Origin of the sequence: Clostridium sp. SY8519 (assembly GCF_000270305.1) — a bacterium.
Lineage (GTDB): Bacteria > Bacillota > Clostridia > Lachnospirales > Lachnospiraceae > SY8519.
On record NC_015737.1, the window covers coordinates 2,813,061 to 2,832,500 of the forward strand.

At 51.2% G+C, this 19,440-nt stretch carries 18 protein-coding genes, 1 tRNA gene and 1 rRNA gene (1 of these 20 cut by a window edge); 3 read left to right on the plus strand and 17 right to left on the minus strand.

Annotated elements, in window-relative coordinates:
• Positions 1–21 precede the first annotated feature (21 nt).
• The 4 genes from CXIVA_RS13045 to priA form a co-directional block, all read right to left on the minus strand.
• The gene (locus tag CXIVA_RS13045) at positions 22–741 is read right to left on the minus strand and encodes a zinc metallopeptidase (protein ID WP_347475653.1); all 720 of its coding nucleotides are present in this window, start codon (positions 739–741) and stop codon (positions 22–24) included.
• 101 nt (positions 742–842) lie between these two features.
• A complete protein-coding gene (gene fmt / locus CXIVA_RS13050; RefSeq protein WP_013978518.1) occupies positions 843–1,781 on the minus strand; it encodes a methionyl-tRNA formyltransferase in 939 nt (312 codons plus the stop codon).
• Between the two features lie 11 nt (positions 1,782–1,792).
• A complete protein-coding gene (gene def / locus CXIVA_RS13055; RefSeq protein ID WP_013978519.1) occupies positions 1,793–2,287 on the minus strand; it encodes a peptide deformylase in 495 nt (164 codons plus the stop codon).
• A 195-nt stretch (positions 2,288–2,482) separates the two neighbouring features.
• Positions 2,483–4,726 carry a primosomal protein N' gene (gene priA / locus CXIVA_RS13060; RefSeq protein ID WP_013978520.1) on the minus strand — a complete coding sequence of 748 codons (2,244 nt, stop codon included), beginning with the start codon at positions 4,724–4,726 and terminating at the stop codon, positions 2,483–2,485.
• Positions 4,727–4,959: 233 nt separating this feature from the next.
• Here priA and pyrB point away from each other — a divergent pair, with 233 nt between their 5' ends.
• Together pyrB and CXIVA_RS13070 are read left to right on the plus strand one after the other, a co-directional pair.
• On the plus strand, positions 4,960–5,889 hold the full coding sequence (pyrB, locus tag CXIVA_RS13065; protein WP_013978521.1) for an aspartate carbamoyltransferase: 930 nt from the start codon (positions 4,960–4,962) through the stop codon (positions 5,887–5,889).
• 35 nt (positions 5,890–5,924) lie between these two features.
• Positions 5,925–6,350 carry an aspartate carbamoyltransferase regulatory subunit gene (locus CXIVA_RS13070; protein ID WP_013978522.1) on the plus strand — a complete coding sequence of 142 codons (426 nt, stop codon included), beginning with the start codon at positions 5,925–5,927 and terminating at the stop codon, positions 6,348–6,350.
• 102 nt (positions 6,351–6,452) lie between these two features.
• On the opposite strand, the gene CXIVA_RS13075 is transcribed toward CXIVA_RS13070, so the two are convergent.
• The 6 genes from CXIVA_RS13075 to CXIVA_RS13100 all read right to left on the minus strand — a co-directional run bounded on the left by CXIVA_RS13075 (position 6,453) and on the right by CXIVA_RS13100 (position 11,180).
• Positions 6,453–7,667: an FprA family A-type flavoprotein gene (locus tag CXIVA_RS13075; RefSeq protein ID WP_041727983.1), complete on the minus strand. Its 1,215-nt coding sequence runs from the start codon at positions 7,665–7,667 to the stop codon at positions 6,453–6,455.
• A gap of 139 nt (positions 7,668–7,806) precedes the next feature.
• Positions 7,807–7,995, minus strand: coding sequence for a hypothetical protein (locus tag CXIVA_RS13080; protein WP_013978524.1), 189 nt, complete (start codon positions 7,993–7,995; stop codon positions 7,807–7,809).
• Positions 7,996–8,049: 54 nt separating this feature from the next.
• Positions 8,050–8,553 carry a transcription elongation factor GreA gene (gene greA, locus CXIVA_RS13085; protein WP_013978525.1) on the minus strand — a complete coding sequence of 168 codons (504 nt, stop codon included), beginning with the start codon at positions 8,551–8,553 and terminating at the stop codon, positions 8,050–8,052.
• The gene (locus CXIVA_RS13090) at positions 8,546–8,866 is read right to left on the minus strand and encodes a DUF3837 family protein (protein ID WP_013978526.1); all 321 of its coding nucleotides are present in this window, start codon (positions 8,864–8,866) and stop codon (positions 8,546–8,548) included. The genes greA and CXIVA_RS13090 overlap by 8 nt, the downstream gene beginning before the upstream one ends.
• A gap of 33 nt (positions 8,867–8,899) precedes the next feature.
• Positions 8,900–9,661 carry a hypothetical protein gene (locus CXIVA_RS13095; protein ID WP_041727987.1) on the minus strand — a complete coding sequence of 254 codons (762 nt, stop codon included), beginning with the start codon at positions 9,659–9,661 and terminating at the stop codon, positions 8,900–8,902.
• Positions 9,662–9,830: 169 nt separating this feature from the next.
• Positions 9,831–11,180: an MFS transporter gene (locus tag CXIVA_RS13100; RefSeq protein ID WP_013978529.1), complete on the minus strand. Its 1,350-nt coding sequence runs from the start codon at positions 11,178–11,180 to the stop codon at positions 9,831–9,833.
• A 266-nt stretch (positions 11,181–11,446) separates the two neighbouring features.
• On the opposite strand from CXIVA_RS13100, the gene CXIVA_RS13105 reads away from it, so the two are divergent.
• Positions 11,447–12,916 (plus strand): helix-turn-helix domain-containing protein, encoded by a 1,470-nt coding sequence (locus tag CXIVA_RS13105; protein ID WP_013978530.1) that lies wholly within the window; start codon positions 11,447–11,449, stop codon positions 12,914–12,916.
• Between the two features lie 332 nt (positions 12,917–13,248).
• On the opposite strand, the gene CXIVA_RS13110 is transcribed toward CXIVA_RS13105, so the two are convergent.
• The 7 genes from CXIVA_RS13110 to CXIVA_RS13140 form a co-directional block, all read right to left on the minus strand.
• Positions 13,249–13,764: a hypothetical protein gene (locus CXIVA_RS13110; RefSeq protein ID WP_041727990.1), complete on the minus strand. Its 516-nt coding sequence runs from the start codon at positions 13,762–13,764 to the stop codon at positions 13,249–13,251.
• 126 nt (positions 13,765–13,890) lie between these two features.
• Entirely contained in the window at positions 13,891–14,538 is a 648-nt protein-coding gene (locus CXIVA_RS13115; protein ID WP_013978532.1) for a TrkA family potassium uptake protein, read from the minus strand.
• A 47-nt stretch (positions 14,539–14,585) separates the two neighbouring features.
• A complete protein-coding gene (locus CXIVA_RS13120) occupies positions 14,586–15,926 on the minus strand; it encodes a potassium transporter TrkG (RefSeq protein WP_041727992.1) in 1,341 nt (446 codons plus the stop codon).
• 96 nt (positions 15,927–16,022) lie between these two features.
• A tRNA-Trp gene (locus CXIVA_RS13125) sits at positions 16,023–16,095 on the minus strand.
• Positions 16,096–16,225: 130 nt separating this feature from the next.
• The gene (locus tag CXIVA_RS13130) at positions 16,226–16,564 is read right to left on the minus strand and encodes a DUF2007 domain-containing protein (protein ID WP_013978535.1); all 339 of its coding nucleotides are present in this window, start codon (positions 16,562–16,564) and stop codon (positions 16,226–16,228) included.
• Between the two features lie 94 nt (positions 16,565–16,658).
• Positions 16,659–17,234, minus strand: coding sequence for a uracil-DNA glycosylase family protein (locus tag CXIVA_RS13135; protein WP_013978536.1), 576 nt, complete (start codon positions 17,232–17,234; stop codon positions 16,659–16,661).
• A gap of 178 nt (positions 17,235–17,412) precedes the next feature.
• Positions 17,413–19,440 (minus strand): 23S ribosomal RNA (locus tag CXIVA_RS13140); it runs 866 nt beyond the window's last position.

Sequence of the window (19,440 nt, forward strand, 5' to 3'; positions counted from 1 at the left end):
ATTTCTACTGTCTTCCTTTCATTAGTCATCCCGGTTGCCGGCAATCAGCAGGATCCGCAGAAGCTGCAGGATTGCGGCCGCTGCGCTGGCCACATACGTCATGGCCGCTGCCTTCAGCACCCGTCTGGTGTATACAAGTTCCTCCGAATCAAGGATCTGCTGTTCTTCAAGGATTCTGACGGCCCTGCGGGAGGCGTTGAATTCCACCGGCAGCGTCACCAGCTGAAACAAAACCACCAGGGAAAAAAGAATGATTCCCAGATTGATGATATAATGTCCCACCAGGTTGCGGCTCATCAGTATCCCGATGATAATCAGAGGCCAGGACAGGGTGGCGCCGAAGTTTACCACCGGCACCATTGCGCCCCGGATACGCAGGGGGACATAATTTCTGGCATGCTGCACCGCGTGACCGCATTCATGTGCCGCCACACCCACCGCAGCTACCGAAGTGGAGCCGTAGGTGGCATCCGAAAGGGATAGTGTCCGGTTCCTGGGATCGTAATGGTCGGTCAGATCGCCGCTGACATGCTGCACCGCCACATCATAGATCCCCTGTGACTGCAGAATCCGCTCTGCCGCCTCTGCACCGGTCATGCCGGAATTGCTGCGAAACTGTGCGTATTTGCTGTAAGTCGTCCGCACCCGCGCCGAGGCGATCATGCAGATCACTGCTCCGATAATAATCAGCAGATAAGTCGGATCCCAGAAGAATCCTGCCATTCCATATCCATACATAATGACTGTCCTCACTTTTTCACGGCGGAAACTGCCGTCTTTTCACATGCTTCCCGGTTCTGCCTGCTGCCCTCTTTTTCCGGATTCCGGATCTCTTCTTCGGTCTACTGTCCCAGAATATCTCCGACGGCAAGATGATTGCCGCGAAGGAACGCGCCGGCATCCATACGTTTTTTTCCTTCCAGCTGTACTTCCAGTACTTCCAGCCGATCCTGCCCGGTGCTGACCAGGAAGCTGTTTTTCCTCACTTCCGTAACCGTTCCCGGCGGCACCTCTTTTTCAGGTTCTCCGGAAACAACTGCTGCTTTCCAGATTTTCAGTGTCTTGCCGTGACATCTGGTGTAGGCGCTGGGCCAGGGATTCATCCCGCGGATCAGGCATTCCACCGAACGGGCCGGCGCGGAAAAATCGATGGCTCCGTCACTCTTTCGAATCAAAGAAGTGTGCGTAGCCAGGGATTCGTCCTGCGGAACCGGTGTCACGGTGCCCGCCGCGAGCGCAGTCAGCGTCTCCGCGCAAAGCCGTGCCCCTGTCTGGCTCAGTTTGTCAAATAAACTGCCTCCGGTCTCATCCGGTGCCAGAGGCACCTCCTGTTTCAGCAGGATATCGCCGGTATCCAGGCCCACATCCATCTGCATGGTGGTGACGCCGGAAACCGGATCGCCGTTAATCACTGCCCACTGAATCGGTGCTGCTCCCCGGTATTTCGGCAGCAGCGAACCGTGTACATTCACACAGCCGTATTTCGGGTACTGCAGCACCTCTTCCGGAAGGATCTGCCCGAAGGCCACTACCACGATCACGTCTGCGGGATATTGTTTCAGCGAAGCAATACTCTCCGGATCGCGGATCCGTTTCGGCTGAAAAACCGGAATCCCATGGACCAACGCCGCTTTTTTTACCGGAGGATACTGCATATGCCGTCCTCTGCCCTTTGGTTTGTCCGGCTGTGTCACTGCCAGGGTGATCTGATGGCCTTCCGCAATCAGATATTCCAGGCAGGGCACGGCAAAATCCGGTGTCCCCATAAAAATCACATTCATGTCTGTTCTCCTCAGGACTCTTCCTCATCTTCCCCCGGCGCTTCTTCATAGACTACATCATGAATCTCGCCTTCGACTTTTTCTACGTACATGTGTCCGTCCAGATGGTCGGTTTCATGCAGAATTGCCCGGGCCAGGAGACCTTCTCCCTCGATTTCATAGGATTCCATATTTTCATCAAAGGCGCGGGCTTTTACATAATTGGGCCGTGTCACCTGTCCCGCTTTGCCGGGAAGGCTCAGACACCCCTCCTCGCCGGTCTGCTCTCCGGAAGTCTCCAGGATCTCTGGATTTACCATAACAATCGGGCCTTCTCCCACATCAATGACAACGATTCGTCTGAGGACCCCTACCTGCGGCGCCGCAAGCCCCACACCATTGGCCTCATACATCGTATCCAGCATATCCTGGATCAGTTCTTTCAGACGGGGGGTCAGTTCCTTGACCTCTCTGCACTTCTTTGTCAGGACTTCATCTCCCATCAGCCGGATTGTTCTTAATGCCATATTCTACACTCCTTATCATTTTTCTGTTCCTGTAACTGTCCTGACGCTTCCGGAATCCTCTGCCTGGCGGATTTCCTGATCTCTTCCCGGACAAAGTCTGCTTCCCGGCCTCCGGACAGTTACATGTATTCTAACACAAGTCATTTCTGTCTTTTCTAAAAAGATTTTTAAATATCTGTGTAGATTTCATTACACCTACATCATATTCATCGGATTCAGATCCATCTGCAGATGGATGTCCGCCGGGACCCCCAGCGCGTTCAGCTGCTGTTCCAGCCGGTTTTTGCCCGCAATCAGGCGGGACAGATTTTCATGTTTGACATAAATCTGCTTGCGGAACCGGTCCCGGATCCGGGACACAGACGCATCTGCCGGCCCCACAATCTGCCAGGTGTTCGGATCATCCCCGCGGAATACCGCCTGCAGCAGGCGGGACAATGCATCTGCTGCCGCCTGGCCCCGGGCTTCTTCCTTTCCTTCCACGTGAATCAGAAGCAAATGCCAGACCGGTGGATAGTGCATCAGTCTGCGGTACAAGATTTCCTGCCGGTAAAATGCCGGATAGTCCTGTCTGGCTGCTGCCGCAATCGCGTAATGTTCCGGCTGATAAGTCTGTATCACCACTTCACCGGCCCGCTGTCCCCTGCCTGCCCTTCCGGCCGCCTGCGTCAGCAGCTGAAATGTGCGTTCGGATGCCCGGTAATCCGGGAGATTCAGGGAAAGGTCTGCTGCCAGAACCCCCACAAGCGTCACCGCAGGGAAATCATGTCCCTTCACAATCATCTGGGTGCCGATCAGGATATCCGCTTCCTGCCGCGCGAAGGAGGACAGAATCTTTTCATAATCGCCTTTTTTTCGGGTCGTATCATAATCCATCCGCAGAACACCGGCCTGCGGAAACTCCCGGCGAATATAGGACTCCACTTTCTGCGTGCCTGCCCGGAATCCGCCGATCTGGGGCGAACCGCAGACCGGGCATGCTTTTGGCGCGGCAGTGCGGTATCCGCAGTAATGACAGACCAGCGTTCCGTCCCTATGCATGCTTAAGGAGACCGCGCAGTGGGGACAGCGGATCGGCTTCCCGCAGGTCCGGCAGATCACCGATCCGGCCATGCCTCTGCGGTTTAAAAAAAGCATGATCTGTTCGCCCCTCTCCAGCCGGTCTTCCATCCGGTCCCGGAGCCGCCGGCTTAAAATGGAACGGTTGCCGGCCTGCAGTTCCTGCCGCATGTCCTCGGTATAAACCTTGGGAAGCGGTCTGCGCGCTACCCGTTCGCGCATTTCCAGCAGCCGGTATCTGCCGTCCTGTGCTTTGCTGTAACTGTCCACCGACGGCGTGGCCGAGCCGAGGATCACACAGCCGCCGCACATTTCCGCCCGGCGGACCGCCACGTCTCTGGCGTGATAACGGGGCACCTGCTCACTCTTGTAGGACGGTTCATGCTCTTCATCCACTACAATCAGTCCCAGATTCGGAAATGGGGTAAATACCGCGCTGCGGGGGCCGATCATTACATCAATGTGCCCCCGGCGGGCCCGTTCAAACTGATCGTATTTCTCCCCATCGGACATTCTGGAGTTGATCACGGATACCCGGTCGCCAAACCGGCTGCGGAAACGGCGCTGCGTCTGATAAGTCAGGGCGATTTCCGGAATCAGCACAATGGACTGTCTTCCTTCTGCTGCCGCACGGGCAATCAGCTCCATATAGACCTCAGTCTTGCCACTGCCGGTCACTCCATGGATCAGCACCGGCCGGCGGTCCCCCTGCCGGATCCCGCGGCAGATACTGTCCGCTGTCTCCTGCTGCACGTCATTCAGGCGGGGAATCTTGGGCGCGGCAGGATCCGACAGAACCGGATTCCGCCAGCTGCGGACATGTTCCACCCGAAGCACCCCTTTTTCTTCCAGTCCCCGAATCACAGCCGCGGACACACGCAGCTCGGGCGCTGCCCGTTCATAAGGATAGGGATTCTGTTCCAGCAGCGCCTCCAGCAGTCTGGCGCGGGCGGTCTGATGTTTTTGCCGGAATTGCGCCAGCAGGCTTACGGCTTCTTCTCTGGGAATGCTCAGGCGAATGGTGCGGCGTTCCTTCTGCCCGGTTTTTTTATGAACCGGCAGCACCGTTTTCAATGCCTGATTCATCGTGCCGCCAAACCGGTCCCGCATCCAGGCGGCCAGGGAAATCAGATCGGATTCTATGGTCGTTCCGGAATCATCCGGACGGATAATCTCCTTGATTTTATCCGGGTCATAAGCGATCTGATCTGTGAGTTCGATCACATATCCGGTACGGACCCGATTGCCTTTTCCAAAAGGAACCAGTACTCTGGTTCCGGGCACAATCTGCTTCCGAAACCGATCCGGTATCCGATAATGAAACGGGCGGTCCAGTTTTTCATGAGAAATATCTATGATTATGCCGGCATACTCTGACATGTTTCACCTCTTGCCTGGCCTCTGTGCCGTACTGACACAAGTTTGATAATTAAAACGCTTTTCCTTTGTTATCCGAAAAATTGCATACGGATTTTATTATACGTGATTTCAATATATTTTGTCAAAATTTCTCTAATAGCTCTCTCCCGGTTTTTTTGTTCCTTCTATTGAATTTTATAATCCGCTACGCTATGATAAACACGACAATTACGAAAAAAATAAAGGAGGGACATATGAGACATTTGATGACTCCAATGGATTTTTCCACGGAAGAGCTGGAACAGCTGCTGGATCTGGCCAATGATATCGAGAAAAATCCTGCGAAATATGCCCATGCATGTGAAGGGAAAAAACTGGCCACCTGTTTCTATGAGCCAAGCACCCGTACCCGGTTGAGTTTTGAAGCTGCTATGCTGAATCTTGGCGGATCTGTCCTGGGATTCTCCAGCGCTGACAGTTCATCTGCCGCCAAAGGCGAAAGCGTTTCAGATACCATCCGGGTCATTTCATGCTATGCGGACATCTGCGCAATGCGCCACCCGAAAGAAGGCGCGCCGCTGGTTGCTTCCGAGCACTCCACCATTCCGGTGATCAATGCGGGCGACGGCGGACATCAGCACCCGACGCAGACCCTGACAGATCTGCTGACCATCCGTTCACTGAAACACCGGCTGAATGATCTGACCATCGGACTGTGCGGCGATCTGAAATTCGGCCGTACGGTACATTCCCTGATCAAGGCGCTGGTGCGCTATCCGAATATCCGTTTTGTTCTGATCTCGCCGCCGGAGCTGCGTCTGCCGGATTACATACGTTCTGAGGTGCTGGACAAAAACAACATCCCTTATGAGGAAATGACCCGCCTGGAAGAAGCACTTCCCGCGCTGGATATTCTGTATATGACCCGTGTGCAGAAAGAGCGTTTTTTCAATGAAGAAGACTATATCCGCATGAAGGACTACTATATCCTGGACAAAACCAAAATGGAACTTGCCCGAAAAGACATGATTGTCCTGCATCCGCTTCCCCGTGTCAACGAAATTTCCACAGAAGTGGACAGCGATCCCCGCGCCATGTATTTCCGTCAGGCACAATACGGCGTATATGTTCGCATGGCTCTGATTCTGACTTTGCTGAAAATGGCTGAACCGCAGGAAGAGTAAGTAGATCTATGCTTAATTTTGAAGGAGATATCCGCATGTTAAATATCAGTGCTATTAAGGAAGGGTTCGTCCTGGATCATATCAAGGCCGGCATGAGCCTCTCCATTTACCATGATCTGAAACTGGATGAGCTGGACTGTTCGGTGGCCATCATCAAAAATGTTCCCAGCAAAAAAATGGGTAAAAAAGATATCCTCAAGGTAGAATGTGATATCGAACAGCTTGATCTGGACATTCTGGGCTTCATTGACCACAACATTACGGTCAATATCATTAAAAATGAAGAAATCGTAGAGAAAAAGACGCTGAAGCTTCCGTCAAAAGTCGTCAATGTCATCAAATGCAAAAACCCGCGCTGCATTACTTCGATTGAACAGGAACTGGATCAGATCTTCTATCTGACCGATCCGGAAAAAGAGATCTACCGCTGCAAATACTGTGAAGAGAAATGCTCCCGCTGATCGCCCGTTTTTTCTGCAGCTGTATAAACTTAAATCACTAAAAAAAGATCCATAGGGAACTTCCGCCCAGGAAGGTCCCTATGGATCTTTCATTTTCTCTGCTTATTTCATGGATGCGATAATCGCGTCTGCCAGCGCGTCCAGCTGCGCTTCATTCTCAGCTGTCATCGCGGACTGAATGGTCACCCGATCCCCTACCAGGGTCATATTCTTCATAGAGTCAATCTTTTCCTGCATTTTATCGCCGGACTTAATAGCCCAGGTTCCGTTCTCAATAATGGATACCTTGCGGTTCTGCAGGTTCAGCGCCTTCATATCATCCAGGAACGCTGCCATCGGCGGGAAAATCCCCAGATTGTAGGTCACAGATGCCAGCACGATATGGCTGTATTTAAAGGCATTGGCGATCAGATATGAAACATGCTGTTTAGATACATCAAACACTTTCATGTGATTCATGCCTTTGGCGGACAGCTTGGCGGCCAGTTCTGCCACTGCGGCTTCCGTATGTCCGTACATGGAGCCATAGACAATCATGACGCCTTCTTTTTCCGGTTCGTAGCGGCTCCAGAGATCGTATTTGTCAATGAAATAATTGAAATCCGAACGCCATACCGGTCCGTGCAGCGGGCAGATGAATTTGATATCCAGTCCGGCCGCCTTTTTCAGCAGTTTCTGCGTGTTGTTGCCGTATTTGCCCACAATATTTGTATAGTAGCGGCGTGCCTCGTCCAGCCAGTCTCTGTCAAACAGAAGCTCGTCGTTAAACAGTCTGCCGTTCAGCGCGCCGAAAGTGCCGAAGGCATCCGCGGAAAACAGGGCGCCATTGGTTGTATCGTAAGTAACCATTGCTTCCGGCCAGTGCACCATCGGTGCCATCACAAAGGTGAGCTTATGGCTGCCGGTATCCAGGATATCCCCTTCTTTGATCACCTGGGTCTTGCCCTCTACTGCAAAGCCAAACTGCTTCATAAACTGCACTGCCTTGGCATTGCTGACAATTGTGGCTTCCGGATGATGCAGCATCATTTCGCCCAGCGTTGCCGCGTGATCCGGTTCCATATGATTGACAATAATATAGTCCAGTTTGCGTCCGTTCAGCAGGGATTCCACATTGTCAAAAAAATCCTGCCCCTTTGACCAGTCCACCGTGTCAAGCAATACGGTCTTCTCATCCAGCAGCATGTAGGAGTTGTAGGACACTCCCTCCTGGATTGGATGCATGTTTTCAAAAAGTGCCAGCCGGTGATCGTCCACGCCGACCCAGTAGAGATCATCGGTAACTAATCTGTAACTATTCAATTCTTTCGCCTCCATCCTTCGTTCGGATTTCTGTCAGTCAGAAACCTGTTTCAAAATTATTATATCGAATGGTATCTGAAAAGACAATTGCGATTCTGCTTTATTTTCTGTGCATTCTATACTGTTTGCATCCATAATGGAAACACCCAGGCGCTCAGGACCGCCGGTTTCTCCGGTTGTTTTTTACTGTCATCACGATCAGCACAATTCCCATGACTGCCAGGACCACACCGATGACAGTCAGCACTGCTGTGTGCAGAAACAGGATACTCATCACTGTCATTACTGCTGCGAGTACCAGTGCCAGCGCACCGGATACAATTCCAAAATTCTCTGGTTTCATCTTAATAATATACCTCTGTATTTTTTCTTTCTGTCTGGTTGCGAATTCCCCGGATTAAAACTTGCGGATCGCGATCTCATCCGCATTTTCCACGGTCTCAACTGAAAGGATTTCCAAGCCGTATCCGCCGCCTCCATCCAGGGCCACCTGCACAGTTTCCCCCGCTTTATGCCCCATCAGCGCCTTGCCTGCCGGTGATTCCGGCGTAATATAGCCTTTCATGGAATTTCCGCGAATGGACGTAACGATGATAAATGTATCCTCTTCGCCGTCATCCGTAAACTTTACCCGTACGCGCTTATTCAGCCCTACTTCATCCGCGGCCGCATGGTCTTCCACAATGACTGCCGACCGAATCATCCGTTCCAAATAGCGAATCCGGCTTTCGTTCTGATTTTTGTACTGTTTTGCGGCTTTGTATTCAAAATTTTCGCTCAAATCTCCTTGGGCGCGGGCTTCTTTCACTGCTTCCAGTGCTTCTTTGCGCACCACAAGAATCCGGTGGTCCAGTTCTTCCTGCATACGGGCGATATCTTCGCGGGTCAGTTTGTCATGCATCTTCTTTCTCTCCTGTTTCTTCATAATACAGCACACCATACGCATCATCGGACCAGCTTTCGGCCCGGGACTCATAGCGTTCCAGCACTTCATAAAGCTTCGGGTGTACTCCTGTTCCCTGTAATTCCGTTAAGACCTGCTGCCGGCAGTCCTCCGGGCAGGTGTCCCGGTCAAATTGCGGGCAGGCCATCCCCGCCTGCCGATACCCCAGGGCAATCGCTGCCGCCAGTTCAGTATCACTGATCAGGCTGACCGGCGGATCAAACTGCTCAGTCTTTATTTTAACTGCGTCATACGCAATGGAATATACCATATATTTCTCCTGCTGCCGGCAAACTGCCGTCTCTTATTGTTCTATCAGTTTCCGGTATTCGATCCGGGCCATGGTCTCTACAAACTGTTCCAGTTCCGGAAGGGAAAATACCTTCAGATCCGGCATGGCATCCGACTCCGACTGTTCCACCAGTATCCGCAGTTCCTGAAGCACCCGGCGCAGATCGGAAGGTTCCACTTCCTCCGGAACCCCGGTCAGCCCGTCTTCATACACCGGAATGCGTATCTGATATTTGTTGATAAAATATCCGTTGGACCTGGTGTAATCTCCGTAGTAATACGCCCCGGAGAAAAATTCCTCTACCGGCACTTCCCGGCCGCTGACTTTCAGATAGACGCTGCTGGCCTCTCTGCTGTACACTGTCCGGTTCCCAGCTCTGTCATGAAACTCCAGAATCGAATGCCAGAACTGATTCACATACCTTTCATCCAGATCCAGATGCACGTGATAGCCTAAAAGCTCCGGCGTCTGGCGCACAGCGCCATATTTTGCGCTGAAGCGGTCCAAGTCCGGGGCGATGGCCTGACGGTCCAATTCTTCCGGATTCCAGAAATGGGATGAAATCTTCTCCCTTTTGCATTTGGTATCCGGAAGAAGATTTCCCAGCAGGAACCGGTTGATCCAGTCATCCGACAAGCCGGCTCCATGCTGTATTAATTTGTCGCATACCAGAGTGGCCTCCGCCAGATGGATGATATAACCCGGCATGACATAGGGCTCCTTTCCTGCCTGTTTTTCCCGATTTTCCGCCCGGAGGCTTTTGCTGCGGTTCATTATAACACATTTTTTCTTTCTGCACACCGTCTCCCGCAGCCTCCCGCAGCACAGATTTTTTTAATTTCAGCATGCAAAAAGAAACGGCCTCCGCCCGACAATGGGAACGGAAGCCGTTTCTCTTTATGGTATAAGTGTCTGAAACCTGATGAAAGGAACTGCGACTGGTTTATTTTCTTCCTACCAGAGCGTCATCCAGCGGTTTGCCGGCTGCTTCTCTGAACTTATCATCCTTCTCTTTCACATGCTTGCCGCTGAACAGGAGCATAAGAACGATGGAAATCACGCCAAATACTGCAATTACCTTAAAGATTGCGGTATACCCCAGGGACAGCATCAGAATCGCGATCAGCACCGGGCCGAAAGCACAGATCAGATTGGCGATGGGATTCACTGCCGCGAACACGGTGCCGAAATCTTCCCTGCGCCAGTACTGAGCCGCCAGGGATACGGTAAAGTTAGAGGAAGCTCCCATAAACAGTGCCAGGCAAATCAGCGCCGCTACCAGAAGACCCGGTTTTTCCGGTGAGGAAACCGCTCCGAGGATACCGGCAATCAGCATGATAATGCAAGCAACCAGCATTCCTTTTTTGGTGCCGAATTTCTGATCCACCATACCAAGCGCGAAACTGCCCACAAGGCCGAAGATCATGATCATTGCCATTACGCCGGAAAAACCGCCGAATTTGTTCAGACCGCTGCCCATCTGGCTTAAGATCGCATTGGTCTGTGTCATGGTACCTACCGAGAACATCAGAAGAAGTCCCGCAGGAATGGTGATAAACCAGAAATCCCGTGTCGTTAACGTATGATTCAGTTTCCATACCGTCGTCTTTTTGTTTTCGATTTCTTCTTCCATCATGGCTTTCGCCATTTCCGGCGTCATATTCGCGTTGTTATCACGGAATGCGCCGACTTCCTCCGGATAATCCGGGATCAGCGCCACACCCAGCAGCCAGCCGACGATAAAGATAATCAAAAACGGCAGGAACGCCTGTGCCACATGGGGGGTTCCGCCCTTAAAAGCAACTGCCGCAAATGCTCCCAGCACACCGTTGCCGATAGGGAATGCGAAGGTGGCGATGCCCATCACGCTTCCTTTTCTTGTAGGGAACCACTGGCCTACCAGAATGGACAGTGCGAAGGTGCCATACATTACAGCCAGCACGGTACCGATTCCATAAACCGCGCGCCAGAGCATCTGCATCGGTCCGGGAATATAGCCGGGAATAAACATGATTCCAAGCAGTGCGATAATCGTTAAAAGTCCCATCAAAACGCCGAGTTTTTTCACGCTCTTTAACCGGCCGATGAAACTGGATGCAATCAGCTGAACAATTACGCCGATCACCGATGCAACAGTATAGATCGTAGACAGAACCTGCTGGCCGCCATACAGATCAGCCAAGATGTTTAACGGGTAGTTACCCACTGCAGTGTATGCAAGGAAGCCTGTGGCAATCCAGATGATCAGGATCCAGCCCCTCACACCGTAACCTCTTACTTTTTTCTGTTCCATAACGTCTCTCCTCTCTGAACTGGATACTTCCCTTTTTCTATTTCTCTTTGCTCTTATTATAACGGTTCCCCGGTAGTTTCCACATGGGAATCATAACCACATTTTCCATTGTTCTACGCTCTTAAAATGTGCATCGTGCACATTGTTTATTGATGAATTCTTTTATATCTGCTATTATTTTAGAAAATATTAATTGCTGATGTTGATTTCGCACACAGCCGAAAACAATACAATATCCCAGTAATACTTAGGAAAGGGTTTTATTTATGAAATTAAGTCTCTGGATGTTTTTAAAAAATCTGATGCCCTATCAGCCCCAAATACACTGCAGCCGCTACGACCGCGCCATCGACTCGATTCATGTGTATGATCCCTCGATGGAGCTTCAGGATGATCTCATGTATTTTTCCGATCTTGCGGCGGCACCCTTAGACCGCATCGGCGCCAAAATCGATCCCGGGATTTCCGATGGAATTCTTCTCTGGAACCGCAGAGACTGGATTTATCTGAATACCACCAGCCATACAGAAGTCATCAACTGCATCCTTTCCACCGTCCATACCTATTTCGCCTGGTCTGACGCATGTACCCAGGCAATCCGGGGAAACGCGTCCCTCAGTGAACTTCTGAATCTTTTTGAAAAAACCTTCGGCACGCCTTCCATGATCATTGACTCTGCCCAGTATCTGATCGCCATGTCAGACGGTATTACAGAAGAGGAAATCATTATGGATTCCGTCGAAGCAAACAATGTCCGAACCCTTGCGTCTGACAGTATTTTAAAGGAATTTAACCGCGTATACAAAGAAACCTTCTCCGCTGCAGGCACTTTCGCCCTGCCGGATGAATTTTTCCCCACCCGTTCCTACTGCCATAATGTAATCGTGGACAATGAGCGGATCGCTACCATTATCATCCCGCTTCTGGAGGGAAAATGGGATTCTTCCACCATTCAGAACCTGGAAATCTTTGTTCCGTTCTTAAAAGACTGGTTCCTGCAGAATCAGGAAGATGACACCGAATATCTGCTGACCTCCCATCTGGCCCGCCTGCTGGATGACAGCCCCAACGCGCTGGAGGACATCGAACGCCGTCTGACGCTGTTCGGCTGGCTGCCGGAAGATCCCCTTTGTGTGTTCACTGCCGCCGCCGTGTCCGCCCAGACCTATTCCGATGTGCGTCTGCGGCGTACGCTGCCTGCGGAAAACGAAGGCGTCTATGCCATCCCCTATCAGCAATGCCTTGTGATTCTCTGCAATTACCGGATCATGGAATCCGAAAAATTTCACGGCCTGCTGAAGAAGATGCTGATATTTAACCATTACTACGGGGCAGAAAGCCTGGTGTTTCATCATCTGTCCCAGACAAAATCCGCCTATGAGCAGGCACTGTTTACACTGCAGCACACCGAGCCTGCCCTGGGGCTTCTGGTGCAGAGCCATTCGAAAATCGTGTACTATATGGCCGATCTGATCCGTCAGCAGTCCGGTATTTCCCTCAGCCATCCGCTGGTCCAGGAAATCCGCCGTTACGACTCCCTCCATCAGACCGAATATGGCAGCACGCTGTTCTGTTTTCTGAAAAATGAGCGCAATCACAAACTCACCGCAGATGAACTGTATATCCACCGCAACACGCTTTCCCAGCGTCTGGCGAAAATTGACACTCTCTGGCATCCGGATTTCAATGACGCGGAAACCCGCTATCACATTCTCTTTTCCTTCCTGCTGAACTAGAAGACAGGCCAAAACAACGAGTTCTATACTCTTCTTTAAGAAACACTTTATGGTTTTTTCATTTCATAGCCACAGTATGGACACATTTCAGCCGTATGATAAGAACCATCAAAAGAAACTCCTCCCTAACTAATTTCTTTTGATAAGAACTCAATCATTTTCTTTTTCATTTTCTTAAGCCAGCGCTTTTCCCCCCTTTAAGCGCTGGCCCTTTCTTTTTATCGGAATGTTTTCCTGCAGACCCCCGCTCTGCAGGGCAATGAACTAAAAAAAGCTGTAATCCGGAATTTTTTCTCCGGTTACAGCCTTTTTCTCTGTGTGTTTTTTCTCTGTTAGTTCATCTGAAAAATTGTCAGCGCGCAGGTAACGGTTCCGTTCTTATGTTCCTTTACCGTGTATGTGGCGGATGTCTTCCCTGCCACAACCGCAGGACGATTGATGGAATTCTGGTAATCTGCAGACTTCAGTTCCGCATACGCCTGACGGGCCTGCCGGTCTGTCACGCTGCTGTCCATCGTCTGAACCATGTCACGATACACCGGATACATCCTGCTGTCATCAGCCGCCTGCTTCAGATACAGTTCCACGGTCTGTCTGCCGCCCGCAGCAGTTACCACTGCGCGAACGCCGTGGATCTGGTAGACATTCCCGGTTCCTGCCGGCTTTGTCTGATATTCTCCCTGCGCATTATAGGTACGGATAAATGAAGCTTCCGAATCAGAAACTCTGGCAGCCGCAGATGCACTGGTACTGCCGCTTCTGCTGATGCCGCCGATCATTCCTGTCACAGCCGCTGCCATCAGTATTCCGGCGGCAGCGAATCTTTTTTTCTGATTTTCATATGGCAAACATCCCTTTCGTCTCTGCTATCGAATCATTTCACATACTCTGCTTTGTTTCCGTAGAGATTGTATGCAATCTGCCGCCGGCTTTCCAGTCATTTTTTCGATTTTACTGGTCAAAAATTGCCTGTTTTATGTACGGAAACATTTCTGAATCGCTTTGGTGCTTCCAAGCACCATTAATACTTCGCCTTCTTCCAGCACAGTAGTGGCCATAATCTCCGGATCCAGGACACCGTTCCGTTTTACCGCAAGAATATTGACATGATGTTTTCTGCGCACATTCAGAGCGCCGATGGACTTGCCGCTCCACTCGACGGGCACCTGCACTTCCACCAGGGCATACTCATCCGTCAGCGCAATATAGTCCAGGATATGATCCGCTGAGAAGCGGGATGCTGTCCACTCTGCCATCTGCTTTTCCGGAAAAACCACATAGTCCGCACCGTTTCGCAGCAAAAACTTTCTGTGGATCTCATTATATGCTTTGGAAACGACGACCTGCGCTCCGTTGTCTTTCAGTAAAAAAGTAGTCATCAAAGACGCTTCGAAATTCTGCCCGACGGACACCAGACAGAAGTCAAAATTTCTTACCCCAAGACTTTGAATCAGCTCTTCACTGGTTCCGTCTCCGATCAGCACATCCAGCGCGTATGCCTGAATCGCCTTCAGCCGCTCCTCTTTCTGGTCGATTGCCATTACCTGATGCCCCAGCGCGCTCAGCTTTTTGACTGCATATTCACCAAAGATCCCGATTCCTATCACTAATACTGATTTCATACTGTTCTACCTTTCCGCATTTTTCCAGAAAACCGTTCCCCATATGCCTAACCAACCGCGATATCTTCCGTCAGGAACCTGCCGGAACCGGAGCTGTTCGGAGACCGCATGGCAAAAATCAGGGTGAGTCCTCCCACGCGTCCCACATACATCAGCAGGATCAGCAGCAGCCTGGACACCGGGGACAGGCCCGGCGTGATTCCCAATGTCAGCCCTACGGTACCTATCGCGGAAGCAGTCTCATACATACAGGTGAGGATCGGCAACCCCTCAAGCAGACTGATTATAATAGCTGTCAGCAGCTGCAGGGTCAGATACAGGAACACAATTGCCCCGGCACTGCGGATACTGTTTTCCGTAATTCTTCGATTCATGACAGTCACATCTTTTTTCATGCCGAATACCGCAAAAGCCGCGCAGACCATCACGACTACCGTTGTCGTTTTTATTCCGCCGGCCGTAGAAGCGGTAGAACCGCCAATCATCATGAGAATCGTGGTAACCAGTGTGCCCGCGTCACTGAGGGCATCCTGGTCCGCAGTGTTAAATCCGGCGGTACGTGGTGTCACTGACTGAAACAGCGCCATCCAAATCCGTTTGCCCAGGGGCAGCGTATGAAATTCCGCGAAGAAGAAATAAAGAAATCCCCCGGCAAGCAGTACCGCCGCGGCAAGCAAAGACACTTTGCTCTGCAGCCGCCATCGACGGATATGAAATCCATGGGTCCGGATATCATGCCAGGTCAAAAAGCCGATTCCTCCGATGAAAATCAATGCCATAATTACGGTATTTACCACCGGATCATAACGGTATCCTACCAGTGAAACATAGGGAGATTCTACCGTTCCGAACAGATCAAACCCGGCATTGCAGAATGCCGAGACTGAATGAAAGATCGCAAACCAGATCCCTTTTATGATCCCATAATCCGGAATCAGACGCGGTGCCAGAGCGGCTGCGCCGATGCCTTCGATGGCTAGGGCACTCAGAATAATAAACCGTGCAAGCTTCACAATTCCCTGGATCTGCGGTGCGGAAATCGACTGCTGCATCTGACTGCGCTGCCCCAGGCCGATCTTTTTCCCTGAGATCATATGAATGGCAACGGCCATGGTTACAACCCCCAGCCCGCCGATCTGGATCAGCAAAAGAATAATGAGCTGTCCCCAAAAAGACCAGTAGCTCGCCGTATCATGCACAATCAGGCCCGTGACACAGGACGCGGACGTGGATGTAAACAATGCGCTGAAAAAGCCCGCGCTTTTGCCGGATACTGTCGCAAACGGAAGACACAAAAGTACGGCTCCCACCAGTATTAATCCGGCGAATCCCATGGTAATAATCTGTACCGGCCTTAAATAATTTCCAATCGATCGTCTGTGTTTCATCTTTCTGTGCGCCTCTGACTTGAAAAGAAATAACAACAATCCCCTGAACCGATGCAATACCATGCACATTCAGGGGATCTGTTTCAGCAAATATAACAGGGGCAGAAGGACTTGAACCCTCGACATTTGGTTTTGGAGACCAACGTTCTACCAACTGAACTATACCCCTATATCTTATGATAAGTCCTGCGACTCACAAAAGATATAATACCAAGTTACACCATGTAAGTCAACAACTTTTCAAAAAAATTCTGTTTCTGCGAAAAGAAACGAAACGTGATTTTCTGTCCCCATGACTGTCAATGCATCAGAAAAAGCAGGACGGAAAAACCGACTGCAGCAATCAGAAGAATCAGTATGATTCCAAACAGCAGCTTTTGTCTTCCGGTTCGCCCTTTCCTGGAATATGCGGTCTGAAACGATACCGGCTGAAATTCGACGAGAAGCTCCCTGGCCCGTGCCGCGTCTTTTTCCCGCACCAGAATGTCCTGCCCCATCATGGAACTTCCCATATACACATCCTGCAGTCCCCCCTGATAAAAGGCAGGGATCCCATGACTCTGCAGAATCTGCACAATCTGATCCGCTTCTGAATACCCCGGTACATCCATGATTTTTACAAACGTATCTTCACTCATCGCTCCGTTCACCTTCCTCAGCATCTGTACCTGTTTTTTTCATTATAGCGCACAGCAGCGGTCTGTCCATTACCAATAAGGATAGAAAACAGATTTAATCCAGAATTGCAGACACTCTTTCCTGAAGCTCCGGTACTACTTCTGCTTCAAACCAGGGATTCTTCGCCTGCCAGCGAAAATTCAACGGGCTGGGATGAACAATCGGAAAATATTCCGGCAAATAATCTTTGAAACAGCGGACGGTCTCTGTAAGATTGCGCTGCATTCTTTTTTTCAGATAGTACTTCTGGGCGTATGCGCCGATTAAAATTGTCATCTGTATCCGCGGCATCATCCCGCGGATCAGTCCATGGTATTCTTCCGCAATGAACTTCCGGGGCGGAAGATCACCGGTTTTTCCTTTTCCCGGATAATAAAAATCCATGGGCATGATGGCAATGGAATCCGAATAAAATACCTCGCTGGTGATTCCCATCCATTCCATCAGTTTTTCTCCGGATTTGTCATGAAAGGGTATTAAAGACTCTTCCACTTTTTTTCCCGGCGCCTGACCGATCACCAATATTTTTGCCTCCGGATGAATCTGATAAATCGGTGGGATTCCGCGCTTTGTATACGTAAGATTTCTGGTATCCTGTTTCAGCTTTTCTGTCACTTCTTCTATTGTCATGCCTGCTCCTTTCCCTCCCGTTTCCTGCTGATACGAATAAAATTAAGAAAAGGGCTTCTCCGTCAGAAGAACTTTCCTATTTATACCAAAAAGGCGAAGTCCCATGGACTCCGCCTGCTTCTCTGCATACCTTCAAAACTTCATACAGAAGAGATGCTTCCCTTTATGATCCGCTTGCTTGGATAAGCCCTCGAACGATTAGTAACAGTCAGCTCCATACATTACTGCACTTCCACCTCTGTCCTATCTACCTTGTACTCTTCAAGGGTTCTTACTTCCTTCTGGAATGGGATATCTTATCTTGGGGTGGGCTTCACGCTTAGATGCCTTCAGCGTTTATCCCTTCCGGACTTGGCTACCCTGCGATGCGCCTGGCGGCACAGCAGATCCACCAGCGGTCCGTCCAGCCCGGTCCTCTCGTACTAAGGCCAGCTCCCCTCAGATATCCTACGCCCGCGCCGGATAGGGACCGAACTGTCTCACGACGTTCTGAACCCAGCTCGCGTACCGCTTTAATGGGCGAACAGCCCAACCCTTGGGACCTGCTCCAGCCCCAGGATGCGATGAGCCGACATCGAGGTGCCAAACCACTCCGTCGATGTGAACTCTTGGGAGTGATAAGCCTGTTATCCCCAGGGTAGCTTTTATCCGTTGAGCGATGGCAATCCCACTTTGTGCCACCGGATCACTAAGTCCTACTTTCGTACCTGCTCCACCCGTCGGTGTCGCAGTCAGCCTCCCTTCTGCCTTTGCACTCTTTAGATGGTTTCCAACCATCCTGAGGGAAACTTTGAGCGCCTCCGATACCCTTTCGGAGGCGACCGCCCCAGTCAAACTCCCCGCCTGGCATTGTCCCACCGCCGGATTACGGCGGCTGGTTAGAAGCCCAATACTGCAGGGGTGGTATCCCAACAGCGACTCTGCACAGACTGGCGTCCATGCTTCTTTGTCTCCCACCTATCCTGTACGTGCAGTACCGGACCCCAGTACCAAACTGGAGTAAAGCTCCATGGGGTCTTTCCGTCCTGGCGCGGGTAACCAGCATCTTCACTGGTACTTCAATTTCACCGGGTGCATTGTCGAGACAGCGCTCAAATCATTACGCCTTTCGTGCGGGTCGGAACTTACCCGACAAGGAATTTCGCTACCTTAGGACCGTTATAGTTACGGCCGCCGTTTACTGGGGCTTGAATTCAAAGCTTCGCTTGCGCTAACCTCTCCTCTTAACCTTCCAGCACCGGGCAGGCGTCAGCCCATATACCTCACCTTTCGGTTTCGCATAGACCTGTGTTTTTGCTAAACAGTTGCTTGAGCCTATTCTCTGCGGCCCACTCACGTGGGCACCCCTTCTCCCGAAGTTACGGGGTCATTTTGCCGAGTTCCTTGACAATGCTTCTCCCGCCGGCCTTAGGATTCTCTCCTCATCCACCTGTGTCGGTTTACGGTACGGGCATACCGGTAACGATAGCGGCTTTTCTCGGCACAGGGGCGGCGCTCTTCGCTACTGTTATTTCGCTCCGCGTCACACAGCCCCCCTCCCCCATAAGGATTTGCCTCATGGCAGGGCCTGTGCTTGCGCCGGGCTTTCCGTTCCCGGCTCGCGCTCTCCCCATGCGTCCCCGCAGTTCTGTACCGGTATGGTACAGGAATTTCAGCCTGTTGTCCATCGGCTACGCCTTCCGGCCTCGCCTTAGGTCCCGACTTACCCAGGGCAGATCAGCTTTACCCTGGAAACCTTAGATATTCGGCCTGGAGGATTCCCACCTCCATCTCGCTACTCATTCCGGCATTCTCTCTTCCCGGAAGTCCACGGCTCCTTATCGGTACCGCTTCATCCCTCCGGCAATGCTCCTCTACCAATGCATTGCTGCATTCCTGAGCTTCGGTGCTGTGTTTGAGCCCCGGACATTTTCGGCGCAGGACCTCTCGACTAGTGAGCTGTTACGCACTCTTTGAATGAATGGCTGCTTCTGAGCCAACATCCTAGCTGTCTTCGAAATCCCACATCCTTTTCCACTTAACACACACTTTGGGACCTTAGCTGCAGGTCTGGGCTGTTTCCCTTTTGACCGCCCGACTTATCTCATGCGGTCTGACTCCCATGGACCATCTCTGCGGCATTCGGAGTTTGATATTCTTTGGTAAGCTTTGACGCCCCCTCAGAAATTCAGTGCTCTACCTCCGCGAGACTCCCATGAGGCTAGCC

Bases quoted from the DNA above. Each gene is read 5' to 3' on its own strand.
- greA (WP_013978525.1), bottom strand. From the start codon at position 8,553: ATGCATGACAAACTGACCCGCGAAGATATCGCCCGTATGCAGGAAGAA.
- CXIVA_RS13120 (WP_041727992.1), bottom strand. From the start codon at position 15,926: ATGAAACACAGACGATCGATTGGAAATTATTTAAGGCCGGTACAGATT.
- priA (WP_013978520.1), bottom strand. From the start codon at position 4,726: ATGTCAGAGTATGCCGGCATAATCATAGATATTTCTCATGAAAAACTG.
- CXIVA_RS13070 (WP_013978522.1), top strand. From the start codon at position 5,925: ATGTTAAATATCAGTGCTATTAAGGAAGGGTTCGTCCTGGATCATATC.
- def (WP_013978519.1), bottom strand. From the start codon at position 2,287: ATGGCATTAAGAACAATCCGGCTGATGGGAGATGAAGTCCTGACAAAG.
- CXIVA_RS13100 (WP_013978529.1), bottom strand. From the start codon at position 11,180: ATGGAACAGAAAAAAGTAAGAGGTTACGGTGTGAGGGGCTGGATCCTG.
- CXIVA_RS13075 (WP_041727983.1), bottom strand. From the start codon at position 7,667: ATGGAGGCGAAAGAATTGAATAGTTACAGATTAGTTACCGATGATCTC.
- fmt (WP_013978518.1), bottom strand. From the start codon at position 1,781: ATGAATGTGATTTTTATGGGGACACCGGATTTTGCCGTGCCCTGCCTG.
- CXIVA_RS13095 (WP_041727987.1), bottom strand. From the start codon at position 9,661: ATGAACCGCAGCAAAAGCCTCCGGGCGGAAAATCGGGAAAAACAGGCA.
- CXIVA_RS13105 (WP_013978530.1), top strand. From the start codon at position 11,447: ATGAAATTAAGTCTCTGGATGTTTTTAAAAAATCTGATGCCCTATCAG.
- CXIVA_RS13135 (WP_013978536.1), bottom strand. From the start codon at position 17,234: ATGACAATAGAAGAAGTGACAGAAAAGCTGAAACAGGATACCAGAAAT.
- CXIVA_RS13130 (WP_013978535.1), bottom strand. From the start codon at position 16,564: ATGAGTGAAGATACGTTTGTAAAAATCATGGATGTACCGGGGTATTCA.
- pyrB (WP_013978521.1), top strand. From the start codon at position 4,960: ATGAGACATTTGATGACTCCAATGGATTTTTCCACGGAAGAGCTGGAA.
- CXIVA_RS13080 (WP_013978524.1), bottom strand. From the start codon at position 7,995: ATGAAACCAGAGAATTTTGGAATTGTATCCGGTGCGCTGGCACTGGTA.
- CXIVA_RS13115 (WP_013978532.1), bottom strand. From the start codon at position 14,538: ATGAAATCAGTATTAGTGATAGGAATCGGGATCTTTGGTGAATATGCA.
- CXIVA_RS13090 (WP_013978526.1), bottom strand. From the start codon at position 8,866: ATGGTATATTCCATTGCGTATGACGCAGTTAAAATAAAGACTGAGCAG.